This window comes from Streptomyces sp. NPDC005899 (assembly GCF_040629645.1).
In the GTDB taxonomy this organism is placed as follows: domain Bacteria; phylum Actinomycetota; class Actinomycetes; order Streptomycetales; family Streptomycetaceae; genus Streptomyces.
In genome coordinates this window covers 1-15,877 of sequence record NZ_JBEXWB010000050.1, presented here as the reverse complement: position 1 = coordinate 15,877, position 15,877 = coordinate 1, and the positions used below count along the sequence as shown (strand labels likewise).

General features: G+C 72.9%; 14 protein-coding genes and 1 pseudogene. 11 read left to right on the top strand and 4 right to left on the bottom strand.

What is annotated here, in order from left to right; genetic code table 11:
- Positions 1-53 precede the first annotated feature (53 nt).
- Positions 54-1,070, top strand: a complete 1,017-nt coding sequence (gene argF / locus ABZ371_RS09485; RefSeq protein WP_358675853.1) for an ornithine carbamoyltransferase — start codon at positions 54-56, stop codon at positions 1,068-1,070.
- 196 nt (positions 1,071-1,266) lie between these two features.
- Complete coding sequence (locus ABZ371_RS09480; protein WP_358675850.1) at positions 1,267-2,736, top strand: amino acid permease; 1,470 nt, start codon at positions 1,267-1,269, stop codon at positions 2,734-2,736.
- On the opposite strand, the gene ABZ371_RS09475 is transcribed toward ABZ371_RS09480, so the two are convergent.
- From ABZ371_RS09475 to ABZ371_RS09465, 3 genes are all read right to left on the bottom strand, one after another.
- Positions 2,702-3,142, bottom strand: a complete 441-nt coding sequence (locus tag ABZ371_RS09475) for an ATP-binding protein (RefSeq protein WP_358675847.1) — start codon at positions 3,140-3,142, stop codon at positions 2,702-2,704. The two genes, ABZ371_RS09480 and ABZ371_RS09475, sit on opposite strands and share 35 nt — an antisense overlap.
- A 464-nt stretch (positions 3,143-3,606) precedes the next feature.
- A complete protein-coding gene (locus ABZ371_RS09470) occupies positions 3,607-4,056 on the bottom strand; it encodes a hypothetical protein (RefSeq protein WP_358675844.1) in 450 nt (149 codons plus the stop codon).
- The gene (locus ABZ371_RS09465) at positions 4,053-4,874 is read right to left on the bottom strand and encodes a GNAT family N-acetyltransferase (RefSeq protein WP_358675841.1); all 822 of its coding nucleotides are present in this window, start codon (positions 4,872-4,874) and stop codon (positions 4,053-4,055) included. The genes ABZ371_RS09470 and ABZ371_RS09465 overlap by 4 nt, the downstream gene beginning before the upstream one ends.
- Positions 4,875-5,539: 665 nt before the next feature.
- Between ABZ371_RS09465 and ABZ371_RS09460 the strand changes: the two genes are divergently transcribed.
- The 7 genes from ABZ371_RS09460 to ABZ371_RS09430 all read left to right on the top strand — a co-directional run bounded on the left by ABZ371_RS09460 (position 5,540) and on the right by ABZ371_RS09430 (position 13,026).
- Entirely contained in the window at positions 5,540-8,449 is a 2,910-nt protein-coding gene (locus tag ABZ371_RS09460; RefSeq protein ID WP_358675838.1) for a Na+/H+ antiporter subunit A, read from the top strand.
- Positions 8,446-9,039 carry a Na(+)/H(+) antiporter subunit C gene (locus tag ABZ371_RS09455; protein ID WP_358675836.1) on the top strand — a complete coding sequence of 198 codons (594 nt, stop codon included), beginning with the start codon at positions 8,446-8,448 and terminating at the stop codon, positions 9,037-9,039. Before ABZ371_RS09460 ends, ABZ371_RS09455 begins: the two co-directional genes overlap by 4 nt.
- A complete protein-coding gene (locus tag ABZ371_RS09450; RefSeq protein WP_358675833.1) occupies positions 9,036-10,691 on the top strand; it encodes a Na+/H+ antiporter subunit D in 1,656 nt (551 codons plus the stop codon). Before ABZ371_RS09455 ends, ABZ371_RS09450 begins: the two co-directional genes overlap by 4 nt.
- A complete protein-coding gene (locus ABZ371_RS09445; RefSeq protein ID WP_358675831.1) occupies positions 10,688-11,320 on the top strand; it encodes a Na+/H+ antiporter subunit E in 633 nt (210 codons plus the stop codon). Before ABZ371_RS09450 ends, ABZ371_RS09445 begins: the two co-directional genes overlap by 4 nt.
- Complete coding sequence (locus ABZ371_RS09440; protein WP_358675828.1) at positions 11,317-11,640, top strand: monovalent cation/H+ antiporter complex subunit F; 324 nt, start codon at positions 11,317-11,319, stop codon at positions 11,638-11,640. The genes ABZ371_RS09445 and ABZ371_RS09440 overlap by 4 nt, the downstream gene beginning before the upstream one ends.
- A complete protein-coding gene (gene mnhG, locus ABZ371_RS09435; RefSeq protein ID WP_358675825.1) occupies positions 11,637-12,098 on the top strand; it encodes a monovalent cation/H(+) antiporter subunit G in 462 nt (153 codons plus the stop codon). Before ABZ371_RS09440 ends, mnhG begins: the two co-directional genes overlap by 4 nt.
- A 199-nt stretch (positions 12,099-12,297) precedes the next feature.
- Complete coding sequence (locus ABZ371_RS09430) at positions 12,298-13,026, top strand: CDP-alcohol phosphatidyltransferase family protein (RefSeq protein WP_358675823.1); 729 nt, start codon at positions 12,298-12,300, stop codon at positions 13,024-13,026.
- Here ABZ371_RS09430 and ABZ371_RS09425 read toward each other — a convergent pair.
- Positions 12,995-13,444, bottom strand: a complete 450-nt coding sequence (locus ABZ371_RS09425; RefSeq protein WP_358675821.1) for an adenylyltransferase/cytidyltransferase family protein — start codon at positions 13,442-13,444, stop codon at positions 12,995-12,997. The genes ABZ371_RS09430 and ABZ371_RS09425 overlap by 32 nt on opposite strands.
- Before the next feature lie 118 nt (positions 13,445-13,562).
- Between ABZ371_RS09425 and ABZ371_RS09420 the strand changes: the two genes are divergently transcribed.
- Together ABZ371_RS09420 and ABZ371_RS09415 are read left to right on the top strand one after the other, a co-directional pair.
- Positions 13,563-14,861 carry a glycosyltransferase gene (locus ABZ371_RS09420; protein WP_358675819.1) on the top strand — a complete coding sequence of 433 codons (1,299 nt, stop codon included), beginning with the start codon at positions 13,563-13,565 and terminating at the stop codon, positions 14,859-14,861.
- A pseudogene (locus ABZ371_RS09415) lies at positions 14,858-15,877 on the top strand (lipopolysaccharide biosynthesis protein); the annotation flags it as partial. The gene ABZ371_RS09420 and the pseudogene ABZ371_RS09415, both read left to right, overlap by 4 nt.

Here is a 15,877-nt window from a genome sequence, read left to right as displayed (position 1 = left end):
GGCGAGTCGTGCCCGCACGCCCCCGCCCGGCAGTCCGACCCAGGAGCATCACCATGGCCATAGACCTCGCAGGCCGCCACTTCCTCAAGGAGCTGGATTTCACGGCCGAGGAGTTCCGCGGCCTGATCGCCCTGTCCGCCGAGCTCAAGGCCGCCAAGAAGGCCGGCGCCGAGGTGCGGCGGCTGCGGGGCAGGAACATCGCGCTGATCTTCGAGAAGACCTCGACGCGCACCCGCTGCGCCTTCGAGGTGGCCGCCGCGGACCAGGGTGCCACCACCACCTACCTCGAACCGTCGGGCTCGCAGATGGGGCACAAGGAGTCGGTCAAGGACACCGCCCGGGTGCTCGGCCGGATGTTCGACGGCATCGAGTACCGGGGTGACAGCCAGCAGGCGGTCGAGGAGCTGGCCGCCCACGCCGGGGTCCCCGTCTTCAACGGGCTGACCGACGAATGGCACCCCACCCAGATGCTCGCCGACGTCCTCACGATGACCGAGCACAGCGAGAAGCCGCTCGAGGCGCTCTCCCTCGCCTACCTCGGTGACGCCCGCTTCAACATGGGCAACTCCTACCTGGTCACCGGGGCACTGCTCGGCATGGACGTCCGGATCATCGCCCCCGCCTCCTACTGGCCGGCACAGGCCGTCGTGGACCGGGCGCACGAGCTCGCCAAGTCCAGCGGTGCGCGCATCACCCTCACCGAGGACGTGGCCGAGGGCGTCCGGGGGGCCGACTTCGTCGCCACCGACGTCTGGGTCTCGATGGGAGAGCCGAAGGAGGTCTGGGACGAGCGCATCACCGCCCTCGCGCCCTACTCCGTGACCATGGACGTCCTCCGGGCCAGCGGCAACGCCGGCGTGAAGTTCATGCACTGCCTCCCCGCCTACCACGACCTCGGCACGGAGGTGGGCAGGGACATCCACGCGCGCCACGGCCTGAAGGAGCTCGAGGTCACCGACGAGGTCTTCGAGTCCGCGCACTCCGTCGTCTTCGACGAGGCGGAGAACCGCATGCACACCATCAAGGCCGTGCTCGTGGCGACGATGGCCGGCGGTGGGCAGGGGGAATGAAGATGCGCCCCATTGGGTGAACATGCGGGGTGATGGCTACGATGGTTTCACTTGGTGGGGTTCGGGCTCGCACGCTCGAACCCCATTTGCATGGGCCCGGTCCCCGGCCGGCCCCGCACCGACGGAGCCCCCCACGGCTCCCGTCCCGCGCGCCCCCGCGCGTCCCCGCGCTCCACCAGAGAAGAGAACGTCCCCCATGAGTCCGGCCCCCCACACGCCCCGGAACCCCGGGAGCCCGTCGCTCCGCCCAGGGGCGCGCATCAAGAGCCCCGCCGCGCTGGTCGCCGAGTCCGGAGCCGACCTGGAGGGCCATGGTCTGCGCCGGACGATGGGCCTGTTCCAGCTCGTGTGCTTCGGGGTGGGGGCGATCGTCGGCACCGGCATCTTCGTCGGCCTGTCCGACAGCGTCGCCGAGGCGGGTCCGGCCGTACTGGTCTCCTTCGTCCTCGCCGCGATCACGTGCATCTTCACCGCCTTCTCCTTCGCCGAGCTGGGTGGCGCCATCCCGGTGTCCGGCAGCTCGTACTCCTTCGCGTACGCGACCCTCGGGGAGCGCGTCGCGTTCCTCGTCGGCTGGTGCCTGCTCCTGGAGTACGGCGTGTCGGTCTCGGCGGTGGCGGTGGGCTGGAGCCAGTACGTCAACGAGCTGCTCGACAGCCTCTTCGGCGTGCACCTGCCGGCCGCCCTCTCCTCGGGGCCCGCCGACGGCGGAGCCGTCAACCTTCCGGCGGTCGTCGTGGTGATGATGGCCGCCACCCTGCTGGTGCGCGGCATCAGGGAGAGCGCCGGCGCCACGGCGGCGATGGCGGTCCTCAAGATCGGCATCCTCATCGCGTTCTGCGCGATCGCCTTCACCGCCTTCGAGGACGGGCACCTGGCGCCCTTCGCGCCGCAGGGCGTGGCCGGAGTCACCGCCGGTGCGTCGGTGGCCTTCTTCTCGTACATCGGCTTCGACGCCATCACCACCGCCGGCGAGGAGGTCAAGGACCCGCGGCGGAACATCCCGCTCGCGATCATGATCTGCATCGGCCTGGTCACGCTGCTCTACTGCGCGGTCGCCCTCGGAGCCATCGGCGCCCTGGGCGCGGACGCGGTGGGGGGCAAGCCGGCCGCCCTCTCCCTGGTGGTCGACCAGGTCACCGACTCGGCCGTCGGCGGCGGCATCATCGCGTTCGGGGCCGTCGTGGCCATCGCGTCCGTCGTGCTCGCCGTGATGTACGGCCAGACCCGCATCCTCATGTCGATGTCCCGCGACGGGCTGGTGCCCCGGGTGTTCGAGCGGGTCTCGCCGCGCACCCACACCCCGGTCGCCAACACGTGGATCGTGGCCGTGGTCTTCGCGGTCCCGGCCGCGTTCTCGTCCCTGGACGCCGTGGTGAACCTGACGACCATCGGCACCCTCGCCACCATGGCGGTGGTGAACATAGCCGTGATCGCGCTGCGCCGCCGCAACCCGGAGCTCAGGCGCTCGTTCCGGGTGCCGCTCTACCCCCTGAGCCCGGCCCTGGGCGTGGGCTTCTGCCTGTACCTGATGTACGGGACGGGCTGGGCGACGTGGCTGCAGTTCCTGGCCTTCCTGGCGGCGGGCGCCCTGCTGTACGCCGGATACGGGCGCAGCCGCTCCCGGCTGGTCAGCTCCGGGGACCCGGTGCCGCCGGCAGAGTGAACCAGACGGCCTTCCCGTGCTCCGTGGCGCGGTGGCCGCAGGCGGAGCTGAGGGTGCGGATCAGGAGCAGTCCGCGGCCGTGTTCCTGCCAGGGGTCCGGGGGCGTGCCCGGCCGCAGTGCCGACAGGTCGCCCGGCGGGCCGGGATCGTGGTCGTGGACCTCCACCTGGCAGCCGGTCGCCATGAGCTCGACCACCAGCTCGATGGGACCCGAGCCGTCGGTGTGCTCCACGGCGTTCGCCACCAGCTCCGCCGTGAGGAGTTCGGCGGTGTCGGTGTCCGCGGCCGCCTCGAGGTCCGCCAGGGCCGTGCGGACGAGGGCACGCGCGATCGGCACGGCGGCCGTGGAGTGCGGCAGGGCGATGCGCCAGGAGGAGGGGGGAGGCACGGGGGCGTCGGGCGGCAAGGCGGGTTCCGTTCGGGTGCGAGACATCCTGTGACGGGGCTTCTGTTCCGGGGCGTGCGTTTCCGGTGCACCGGGGCTGTCGCGCCCGGGACGGCTGCGTCAGGAGTTCTGTACAGGACTTCCTGGGCCCAACCATACGAAGTACGCCGCTCCAGACATAGGGGCGGCCGACCGGTACGAACGGGACCTTCGCCACATGTGCTCGTTGAACGCTCATGCCGCGCTCCTGACGGAAGCACGTCAGCGGCACGCGGCCGGAGCGGTTCGGCGGCAGCCCGGCAGGCGGGGGCCTGTTCCCCGGGCCCGGTCCGCCCCGCTCCTTCCGCCCTCAGGCAGGTCGACGGCGGCGTCCGCGCCTGAGGGCGCACGGCGGTGTGGGAACGGTCACATGACCCGCCCGGGCAAGCGCTCGCCCCTCCCGTACCGGGCGGACAGCGCCCCCACCGGCCGAGGGTCGCCCGGGATCAGCGCGTCAGGCACTCGTGACAGCGGCAGGGGACCGGGTGGGGCACGGCCCAGTGGGTGGTGCGGTACTCGACGGCCAGCCGGCCGAGGCGCGAGGCGAGCTCCTCGGCGTCCTGGCGGCTTCTCCGGCAGCCGCCCACGTCCGCCTCCTCGTACAGCCGCAGCACGGTCGGGCTGTGGACCGGTACCGCCCGGAAGGTGTGCAGATTGCGCGTCGCCATGTCGATCGTGACGTACGTGCCGGTGTGGCGCCCGCGTCCGATCGTGGTCAGCTGTTCGTGGCCCACGCCCGCGTGGGTCTCGATGACGTACACCTTCGAACCGCCCCGGTAGGACTTCGTGCCGGGCCGCAGCTCCTGCCCGCCCTCGCCGTAGCGCCGCCAGCGCACGACGTTCGCCGCGATCAGCCACCTCTGCGCCGCCGGCGCCTCCCCGGCCCCGGCCGTCACCGCGGCTCCGCGGTGATCAGCAGGCGGTCGCAGACGGGCTCGTAGCCGATGCGCCGGTAGACCCCGTTGCTCGTCGGGTCGGCGAGGTCGGTGACGAGCAGGACCTCACGGGCGCCCGCCTCCCGCGCCGCCCGGCTGACCTCCGCCGTCACCGCCGCCGCGTAGCCGCGGCCCCGGTGCCCGGGAGGGGTGTAGACCGTCGCCACCCGGACGGTGCCCGCGGCCTCGCGCGAGACGCCCGCCATGGACACGGGTGCCCCCTGGGCCTCCCAGAGGGTCAGCCCGCCGTGTGCCGTCCGTTCGTCGACGATCCGCTCGGCCCGGTCACCCGCCTGACCGGTCTCCTCGGCGAAGGCCCGCACCCAGTCCAGGAGCAGCGCCCGGTCGGCGGCGGTGGCGGTGCGCGGGCCGCCGGCGGGTGCGGGGGAGGGCGGCATCAGTGTGCCGAGCCGGTGGAGCCGTTGCTCCTGGTCGACCCGATGGCCGGGCCAGTGGGAGGCGAGGGCCCGCGCGGTGGCGCGGTCCGCGTCGACGCCGGGCAGCACCAGCGCCTCGGCCAGCGGACCGAGGGCCTCGGGAGCCACGGAACCCAGCAGCGGCACGTACGGAGGCGTCCACACCAGCGTCCCCGCCACCCCGCCGTCCGGCCCGCGCCACCAGCCCAGCACCGGTGTGTCGTCCCCGAAGGCGTGCGGGCCGCTGCGCCGCAGCGTCGCGGTGACGGTCAGTACCAGGGTGTTCTCGGCGGGCCGGGCGGACAGTGAGGCGCCGGCCGCGTCGAGGAAGGCGCCGGCGTCGTGGGTGAAGGTCCAGGGCATGCCTCATGATGTCGGGTCGACGGCCCGTCAGGCACCCGCATTTCACCTGTGGCCGGCCGGGGGCGCGCGAACCGGCCACCGGTGCCACGCGGCGCTGTGCGCGGCTGCCGAAGACCTGGGCCGAGCGGCCCCGGGGGCCGGGGACCCGTCCGCGCGCACGCCCGAACCGCCGGTGACGCACATGTCCTCCTGGTGGCGCGCGGCGCAGTACGGGGCGAACCTTGAGGCGTACGGGACCTTGTGGACTCCCCCGGAAGGGGGCGGCGGTGACCGGTGAAGCGGCCGCTCGCGCGGCGGTCACCTCGCACGACGGTGCGGGCATCACGGTCCGTGACGACGTGCACTGCGGCCCGCACACCGGGCGGAAGGCCCCCGGAATGCCGGACGTGGTGCCCGATGTTCCGGCCCACCTCCCCCTGACCGCCGGCAGGGCACTGCGCGCGCGGCACGATGACGGGGCGGCCCGGCGTGAAGGGCCGCGGGCCGAACCGTGTGACCGCGGCCAACCAGGGCAGACGCCGTTCTGTGAGCACAGCGGGGCGGTTGCCGACGACACCCGACGCGGGCCGGAACCAGTGGGGCGGACGCCGCGCGGCGCGCCGGACGGGTGAACCGCGCCGAGGGATATATCTGTATTCGGTGCCCTTCGTCCCGGACCAGCCGTCGTGATCGCGCTCATCGTCTGCCACTTCGCCCTGGCAGCCTGCGCGGGCCCGCTGGTGCGGCGGCTCGGCAGGTACGCATTCGTCGTGCTCGCCCTGCCTCCGGCGGCCGCCACCGCCTGGGCGGCCACCCGGTGGACGGACACGGCCTCCGGCGGAGCCGTCACCTGGTCGTGGGAGTGGATCGGCACGTACGACGTGTCCCTCGCCCTGCGCCTGGACGCGCTCGCCGAACTGATGGTGCTGCTCGCCGCCGGGGTGGGCATGCTCGTCCTGCTGTACTGCGCCTCCTACTTCACCGACGACTCCCCGCGACTCGCCTCCTTCGCGGGAAACCTGCTGGCCTTCGCCGGGGCCATGCTCGCCCTGGTCCTCGCGGACGACCTGATCTCCCTGTACGTGTTCTGGGAGCTGACCACGGTCTTCTCGTACCTGCTCATCGGCCACGGCAGCGAGCGGAAGAAGAACCGCCGCTCGGCCCTCCAGGCGCTCACCGTCACCACGCTCGGCGGCCTCGCCATGCTCGTCGGCTTCCTGATCCTCGGTCACGCCGCCGGCACCTACCGGATCTCGGCGATCGTCGCCGACCCGCCGGAGCCGACGCTCGCCGTGTCCGTCGCCGTCGCCCTCGTCCTGTGCGGGGCCCTCTCGAAGTCCGCGATCTGGCCGTTCAGCCTCTGGCTGCCGAACGCCATGGCCGCGCCCACCCCCGTCAGCGCCTACCTGCACGCCGCGGCCATGGTCAAGGCCGGCGTCTACCTGGTGGCGCGGCTCGCCCCCGGCTTCGCCGACGTCCCCCTCTGGCGGCCGGTCGTCCTGGTGCTGGGCGGCGCGACCATGCTCCTCGGCGGCTGGCGCGCGCTGCGCCTGAACGACCTCAAGCTCGTCCTCGCCTACGGCACCGTCAGTCAGCTCGGCTTCCTCGTCGTGCTCGCCGGGGCGGGGAACCGGGACGCGGCGCTCGCGGCCGGCGTGATGATCCTGTCCCACGCCCTGTTCAAGGCCGCCCTGTTCCTCGTCATCGGCATCGTGGACCACGCGGCCGGCACCCGCGACCTGCGAAAGCTCTCCGGTGTGGGGTCCGCGCTGCCGGGCGTGTGCGCGGTCGCCGTCGTCGCCGCCGCCTCGATGGCGGCCCTGCCGCCCCTCCTGGGATTTGCCGCGAAGGAGGCCGCCTTCGACGCGCTGCTGCGCGGTGCGGCCCTCGACCGGTGGCTGCTGGCGGTCGTCGTGGCGGGCTCGCTCCTGACCGTCGCGTACACCGCCCGCTTCGTGTGGGGTGCCTTCGCGCGCAAGCTCGATGTCGCCAGGACGCCGGTGCACCGCGTCGGCGCGGCCTTCCTGGCGCCGCCGGCCGTGCTCGCCGTGGCCGGACTGGTGCTGGGGCCCGGCGTCGGCTGGACGGACCGGCTGGTGAGCGCGTACGCCGACACCTTCCCCGCCCCCGCGCACCCCTACCACCTGGCGCTCTGGCACGGCTTCGGGAGTGTCCTGGTGCTTTCCGCCCTCACCTGGGTGGGCGGCGCCGCCCTCTTCGCCGGACGGGACACCGTCGCCCGCTTCTCCCGGCGCGTCGCCTGGCCCACCGCGGACAGCGTCTTCGGCCACCTCCTGCTGGGCCTGGAACGTGTCGCCCTCCAGGTCACCGGCTTCGTCCAGCGCGGTTCCCTCCCCGGCTACCTGGCCATCACCTTCCTCGTGATGCTGGCCGGCCAGTCGGCCGTCCTGATCGTGGACCGCCCGTGGGAGGGAGCGGCCGCCCCCCGGCTCTGGGACGTCCCGCTCCAGGGGGCGTTGGCCGTGCTGACCTGTGCCGCCGCGCTGTCGTGCCTGACCGTGAGCCGCCGCATGAAGGCGGTGGTCCTGGCGGGACTGACCGGATACGGCACCGCCCTGCTGTTCGTGGTCCAGGGCGCGCCCGACCTGGCGCTCACCCAGTTCTGCGTCGAGACGGTGTCGATGATCGTGTTCGTGCTGGTCCTGCGCCGGATGCCGGTGCGTTTCGAGGAGTCGATCGGTACCTGGCGGCGGAACCTGCGCATTCCGGTGGCCCTGGCCGCCGCCGCGACCGTGGGCGTGGCCGTGTGGGTGGCCGGAGCGGCGCGCGTGGCCGAACCGGCGGGCGCGGCGATGGTCGAGGAGGTCGCCCACCACGGCCTGAAGGACGTGGTGGCGACCATCCTGGTGGACCTGCGGGCGTGGGACACGCTGGGTGAGTCGGCGGTCCTTGCCGCCGCGGCGATCGGGGTGACCAGCCTCATCTACCTGCACCGCCGCAGCGAGACGTCCCTGCACAGGGAGCGGGAGGAACTGACCGGAGAGACGGCCTGGGCACTGTCGGGCCGCCGGCTGAGCGGACTGCCGAAGGGTGACGACACCGCGCCCGAGCGCAGCTGGCTGGCCGCCGGCTCCACCCTCGCCCCCGAACACCGGTCGGTGGTCTTCGAGGTGGTGGCCCGGCTGCTCTTCCACCCGATCCTGGTGCTCTCCCTGTTCCTGCTGTTCTGCGCGGAGAACATGCCCGGTGGCGGCTTCGTCGCCGGACTCGTCGCGGGGCTCGGGCTCATCACCCGCTATCTGGCGGGCGGCCGCTTCGAGCTCGCGGAGGCCGCCCCGCTGCAACCGGGCCTCTTCACCGGCCTGGGGCTGTTCCTGTCGACAGCGGTGGCCCTGGGCGGCCTCGCCGAGGGCACGGTGCTGCACGCCTGGACCCATCACGGGCACCTGCCCGTGTTCGGCGACTACCACCTGAGCACGTCGGTCGTCTTCGACTGCGGGGTCTACCTGCTGGTCCTCGGTGTGGTCCTGGACATCGTGCGGGCGCTGGGCGCCAAGGTCGACCGGCAGATCGAGCGGGCGGCGGGCGCACTGGCCCCCGCGCAGGACACCGGTGCGGGGGAGACCGCCCGATGACCATGAGCGCCTCACTCCTCGCCACCGCGGTGGTGCTCTGCGCCGTCGGCGGCATGCTCATGCTGACCCGTCCCCTCACCCGCATCCTGCTCGGCGCGGTCATCGCGGGCAACGGCATCAACCTGCTGGTGCTCTCGGCGACCGGATCGGCCGGCGCGGCTCCCCTGCTGTACGGGGTCCCGCTGCGCAGGGTCACCGACCCACTGCCCCAGGCCATCGCCCTCACCGCCATCGTGATCACCCTCGCCACCACGGCCTTCCTGCTCGCCATGGCCTACCGCAGCCACCAGCTGACCGGCACGGACGAGGTCCACGACGACCTGGAGGACCGGCGCGTCTTCCTGCGCGCGGAGGTGCTGGGGGAGCGGGCGGAACTGCGCGAGGAGTTCCGGTCGGGGGCCGGCCGTACGCGCGCGGAGCGCGCCCGCTACCGCGCCGAACGCCACCGGCTGCGCTCCCGGCTGCGTGCCGACCGCGCTCTGCAGGCCAGGGGCCGCGACGCCGGTGGCGACCTGTGGCACGACGTGCTGGGAGCCGACCCGGAGGACTACGTGAACCACGAGGACGACGACCGAGGAGCCGCCGGATGAACGCGCTCGTGCCGCTGCCGGTCCTGCTGCCACTCTGTGCCACCGGGCTCAGCCTCGCCTTCGGGACCCGGCTCGCGCGCTTCCAGCGCTTCATCAGCGTCGCCGTCCTCACCGCCGTGCTCGGCCTCTCGGTCGCCCTGATGATCGGCGCCGACCGGCAGGGGCCCCTCTCCGTCCACCTCGGCGACTTCGCCCCGCCGCTGGGCGTCACCCTGGTCGCCGACCGGCTGTCCGGGCTGATGCTGACCGTCTCCTCGGCGGTCACGCTCTGCGTCCTGGTCTACTCGCTGGGCCAGGGCATGGCCGACCGGGACAAGGAGACGCCCGTCGCCGTCTTCCACCCCGCCTACCTCATCCTGGTCGCCGGGGTGTCCCTCACCTTCCTCGCGGGCGATCTCGTCAACCTCTACGTCGGCTTCGAGATCATGCTGGTGTCGAGCTTCGTCCTGCTCACGCTGGGCGGAACGGGCCCCCGCATCAGGGCCGGCTCCACCTACGTGATCATCTCGCTGTTCTCCTCGATGGTCTTCCTGACCGCCATCGCCATGACGTACGCGGCCACCGGCACGGTCAACTTCGCCCAGCTGGCCGTCCGGCTCCCGGACCTCGGGCTCGGCGTCCAGACACTGATCCAGGCGATGCTGCTCACCGTCTTCGCCGTCAAGGCCGCCGTCTTCCCCCTGGCGGCCTGGCTCCCCGACTCCTACCCGACCGCCCCGGCGCCCGTCACCGCCGTCTTCGCCGGCCTGCTGACGAAGGTCGGCATCTATTGCATGCTGCGGACCGAGACGCTGCTCTTCCCCGGCAACCGTCTCGGCGACCTGCTCATGGCCCTCGCCCTCGCCTCGATGCTCGTGGGCATCCTCGGAGCGGTCGCCCAGACCGACCTGAAACGGCTGTTCTCCTTCACCCTCATCAGCCACATCGGGTACATGGTCTTCGGGATCGGCCTCGCCACCCGTGCGGCCTACGGCGGTGCGATCTTCTACGTCGCCCACCACATCACCGTCCAGACGACCCTCTTCCTCGTCGCGGGGCTCATCGAGCGCCGGGGCGGTACCAACGAGCTCACCCGGCTCGGCGGGCTCGCCAGGTCGGCCCCCCTGCTCGCCGTCCTCTTCTTCGTGCCGGCCATGAACTTCGCCGGGATCCCCCCGCTGTCCGGCTTCATCGGCAAGTTCGGGCTCATGCGGGCCGGTGTCGCGGACGGCAGCCTCTGGGCGTGGATCCTCGTCACCGGTGCCACCGTGACCAGCCTGCTCACCCTCTACGTGATGGCCAAGATCTGGAACCTGGCGTTCTGGCGGACCGAGCCGCCCGGGCAGGCCGCCTACGGGACGGTCCTGGAGTCCCCGGACGACAGCGACGACGACGACGCCGACACCGGACCGGACCGCATCCCCGGCACCGGTGACGAGGGAATCGCACCCCCGCGCCCCGCGGCCGGGGCCACGGCGGCCGCCACCCTGCAGGGGCGGGCCGTCATCACCACCGTCCACCCGCCACGGCCCATGACGGCCGCCACGGCGGGCGCCGTCGCGCTCGGCCTCGCCTTCACCGTGCTGGCCGGCCCCCTGACGGCGTACACCGACCGATCGGCAGCCGAGCTCATCGCGCGCCGCCCCTATGTGGAGGAGGTGCTCGGCCGGTGAGGCGCCTGATCACCCTGTCGTACCGCAACCCCGACCTGCCCCCCTACAGCTGCGAGTTCGCCGGGCGCCGGCGACGGGTGCTCGACCTGCCGCTGATCGCCTGGCTCACCCTCATCTGGGTCCTGCTGTGGTCCACCCTCACCTGGGCCAACGTCATCACGGGGGTGGTCGTCGCGGTCGCCGTCTGCCTGGCGTTCCCGCTGCCGAGGGTCGACTACGGGCTGCGGCTGCACCCCTGGGGCATCCTGCTGCTCGCCGGCTACCTGCTCTACGACATGTACACCTCGGGGGTGAAGGTCACCCGGCAGATGTTCTCCGACCGCCCGCACCGGCCGGCTGTCATCGCCGTGCCCCTGCGCTGCCGCGGCGACCTGATGCTCGCGGCGACCGCCGTCACCGTGTCCAACGTGCCGGGCGGCTCGGTCATCGAGGTCCGGAAGGCCACGGCAACCCTCTTCCTCCACGTCCTGGACGCCGACCGGCCCGAGGAGCTCGACGCGGCCCGGCGCTCCGTCTGGCGGTTGGAGGAGCTGACCGTGCGGGCCTTCGGCACCCCGGAGGAGATCGGCCGGGTCGCCCAGCCGCCACCGCCGACCGGGGAGTCCGGCGACCGGGGGGAGGGCGCGTGAGCGGGCCCGAGACCGTCGACCGGGTACTGATCACGGCGGCCGTCGTCATCATCGTCGTGGCGGGCGTCCTGCTGTTCGTACGGATCAGCCGGGGCCCCTCCATGCTGGACCGGGCCATCGCCCTGGACGTCTGCGCCGCACTGATCATCGCGGGGCTCGGTGCCAAGTCCGCCTTCGCCCGTGACTCGTTCTACTTCCCGATCATGCTGGTGCTCGCGTTCCTCGGCTTCACCGGGTCGGTCGGCATCGCGCGTTTCATCGCCGTACGCGACCGGCCGCTGTCGCGGCGGAAGCCCGCGGGCGAGGAGGCACGGAAGTGAGCGTCTGGCTGCAGATCATGGACACGGCCGGGGCGGTCCTCGTCCTCCTCGGGGCGGCGATCTGCCTGCTCGGGGTGGCCGGCATGCTGCGACTGCCCGACGTCCTCTCGCGCAGCCACGCCGCGACGAAGCCGCAGACGCTCGGGCTGCTGCTGGTGCTCGCGGGGGTCGCGCTGAGGCTGCGCGGCGGCATGGACGTGGCCACGCTGGCCCTCATCGGCTTCTTCCAGCTGATGACGGGCCCGGTGGCCGCCCACCTCGTGGCCCGGTCGGCCTACCGCACGGGCCAGATCGACCACGACGAGCTGCTGTTCGACGACCTGGACGCGCAGCTCAGCGAACCGGACGGGGAGTGGGAGCGGGAGCCGGAAGAGGGCGACCCCTCCGCGCCCGGGCCGGAGCCGGATCCGGACGGCGGCCGGGATCCGGGGACGGACCCGGCCCCCGGATCCGGCTGACGCGCTTCCGCCGGGGTGCCGATGGCGGCGACGGTCGTGGTGGCCGCCACCGGCACCCCGGGTGACCGCGAAGGCGGGACCGGCCCGGCCCAGGGGCCGGAGCCGGCGATCACCTGCCGTCGATGCGGCCGTACACCCCCTGGCCGCTCCGTGTCTCTGCGATGATGCAGCGATATCGGGCCGGGCGCTGGGGGGGCGTATGGAACACACAGGTACGGTGCTGCGCGAACTGCGCGGCGCGCAGAAGTCGTCCAAGGGCGTCTCGCTCTATTCGCGGTACGTGAACCGGCCGGCCGGCCGCCTGCTGGCCGCGGCGGCCTGCCGAGCCGGACTGACGCCGAATCAGGTGACGCTGGTCAGTGCCGCGTTCACCTTCTCGGCGGTCGCCGCGGTGGCCCTGGCGGAGCCCTCCTGGCGGCTCGGGGCACTCGTGTACGCCGGGCTGGCCGTCGGGTTCGCCTTCGACTCGGCCGACGGGCAGCTCGCCCGGCTGACCGGGCGGGGCGGGCCGGACGGGGAGTGGCTCGACCACGTCGTGGACTGCGCGAAGATGATCCTCGTCCACACCGCGGTACTGATCTCGTTCCACCGCTTCGGCGCCCCGGGCGACGCGTGGCTCCTGCTGCCGCTCGGCTTCCTGTTCACCGCGGTGCTCACCTTCTGCGCGGGTCTGCTGAGGGAGCAGCTCGGCAAGGCGGCGGCGAGCGGCGCGGCGGCGCCCGCAGGTGCCACGGCTCCGGTGTCCCGGGTGCGGGCCGTGGCACTGCTGCCGGCGGACTACGGGGTGTTCTGCCTGGTCTTCCTGCTGCTCGGCGCGCCCGCGGCCTTCCGGGCCGGGTACGCGGTGCTGGCGGCCGTGCACGCCCTCTTCCTGGTGGCGTTCCTGGGCAAGTGGTTCAGGGAGCTGAAAGCGCTCCGGGCCGGCTGACGAGCACGTCCAGGGCCCGGCGCAGCTGGGTGCTGGACGTGTGCACGGTGTACGGGAAGTAGACGACCTCCACCCCGACCTCAGCGAAGTCGCGCTCCAGGCGCCTGCCCTTGTCGGTGCCCTTCCAGTCGTCGCCCTTGAAGATCACGTCGAAACGGACCTGCTGCCATGTCTCGACCTTGTCGGGCACGGTCTCCACGAAGGCCGCGTCCACGTACCGCACGCTGCGGACGATCTCCAGCCGCTCCGTCAGCGGGATCACCGGCCGGTGGCCCTTCGCGAGCGCGGCCATCTCGTCGGAGACCACCCCGGCCACCAGGTAGTCGCACTGACTGCGGGCATGCCGCAGGATGTTCAGGTGGCCGACGTGGAACAGGTCGTACACCCCCGGCGCGTAGCCGACCCTGTGCTGCACCATCCGTTCTCTCCCCCCACGGTGGAACTGGTCCAACGACCTTACTGTGATAAACACTTGCGCATCGCGCGAACGGATAAGCTCGGTGAACAGGCTGTTCCGGGGGGAAGGCGATCGTCCGATGTCCGCTGCTGAGCACCACAGACCGCTCGAGGACCGCGCGCTTCTCGTGGTCTCCACCAACTACGCTCCGGAAGTGACGGGCATCGGCCCCTACGCCACCCAACTGGCCGAGCACTGGGCCGCCTCGGGCGCCCGCACCCAGGTGCTGACCGGAATGCCGCACTACCCGGCCTGGCGCGTGGACGAGCACTACCGGGGCGTGTGGCGACGCCGGGAGACACGGGAGGGCGTGAGCGTGCACCGCCGGCGCCACTACGTGCCGCCCCGTCAGAGCGCGCTCACACGGGCCCTCTTCGAGACCACGGTGCTCGCGCACGGTCTCCTCGCCCCGCCGCCGGGACGCCCCGACGCGGTGATCTCCCAGATGCCGAGCCTCGCCGGCGGTGTCATAGGCGCCCGCGTCGCACGCCGCCACCGCGTCCCCCACATACCCGTCGTCCAGGACCTGATGGGCGCAGCCGCCGCGCAGAGCGGTATCCGGGGCGGGGGCAGGGCGGCGGCCGTCGCCGCGGCGGCCGAGCGGTACGCACTGCGCGGCGCCGCCCTCGTCGGGGTCATCCACGAGAGCTTCGTGCCGGGCGTCACGGCGCTCGGCGTGGACCCCGGCCGCATCCGCCTCGTACCCAACTGGACGCACGTCGAGGCCCCCACTGCCGACCGGGCCGTCACCCGGGCCCGGCTCGGCTGGCGGGAGGACACCCCGGTGCTCCTGCACTCCGGGAACATGGGGCTCAAGCAGGGCCTCGAGGTACTGGTGGAGCTTGCCCGGCTGGCCCCCGACATCCGTGTCGTGCTCATGGGCGACGGCAACCAGCGCGAAACCCTGCGCACGCAGGCCGGTGACCTGCCCAACATCGACTTCGCCCCGCCCGCCGACGCCGCGGACTTCACCGACGTGCTGGCCGCCGCCGACGTCCTGGCGGTGACCCAGCGCGCCTCGGTCCTGGACATGAGTGTCCCGTCCAAGCTCACCTCGTACTTCGTCTCCGGCCGCCCGGTCGTCGCCTCCGTCGCCGGTGAGGGGGGCACCGCCGAGGAGGTGCGCCGCTCGGGCGCGGGAGCACTCGTCGCCCCGGAGGACCCCGCCGCGCTCCTCGCCGCGGTGCGCGCGCTCGTCGGGGATCCCGCGGCGGCGGACGAGCTGGGTGCGCACGGGCCACGCTACGTCGCCCGGCACCTGAGCCGGCAGGCCGGCCTCGCGCGCTTCGACGCCCTGCTCGGCGAAGCCCTCGGGGACGCACGGCCGGGCGCACGGAGCAACGCACCGAGGGAAGCACAAGGGGGAGCACGCCGATGACGCATCCGATCCGCCCGCTCGACGACCACGACGAACCGGCCCTGCTCAGGGACCAGTTCCGCCAGCTCCTGCGCTACCGGGCGCTGCTGGCCGTCGGCGTCGTCGTCGGGCTCCTCGGTGGCGGCTACCTCGCGCTCAGCGGCGAGGACACCTACACCGCCACCGGTGAGGTGCAGGTGCGTTCCGCGACCGCCGACCCGTTCGCCACCGGGGCCTCCGCCGACAAGGGCATCAACATCGGCTCCGAACGGCAGACCGCCGTGAGCGACACGGTGGGGACGCTGGCCGCGGGCACCCTGCTCAAGGCGGGCGACGACGTCACCGCGCGCAAGCTCCTCGCCGGCCTCCAGGTCACCAACCCGCCCAACACCCTCACGCTCCGCTTCTCCTACACCGGTGCGACCCCCGAGCAGGCCCGCGCCCGCGCCGAGGCCCTCGCCGTCGCCTACCTGGCCCACCGCAAGGCGCGGACCGAGGACAGCATCGAGAACATGGCCGACGGCTACCGCGCCCAGCTGGACCCGCTGGAGGACAAGCGCGACCTGCTGGAGGACCAGGCCGGTGCGACGGACGACGTCAGCAGTGCCCGCGCCAACATCATCGTCTCCATCTCCGAGCTGAGCCGGAAGATCTCCGAGCTCAAGGCCCTCGACACCACACCCGGCTACCTCAACAAGAAGCCCGTCGCCCCCACCGAACCCACCGGCGCGGGCCTGCCGATGCTGCTCGGCCTCGGTGCCGTCGTCGGTCTCGCCCTCGGCCTGCTCCTGTCCTGGGTGCGGCTCGTCTTCGACCCCGCCGTGCGCTCCCCCCGTGAGCTCGTACGCTCGCTGGGTGCCCCGCTCCTCGGCACACTGCCCCGCGAACGCGCGGCCGAGGGCGCGCTGCTCGCCATCGGGCGCAGCGGTTCCCGGCTCGCCGAGGAGTACCGGGCGGTCGCCTTCCGGCTCGCCTACGACCCGTCGTTCGCCGAGCGGCGCCGGCTCCTGGTCACCGCGCCGCGCGGTGACAACGCG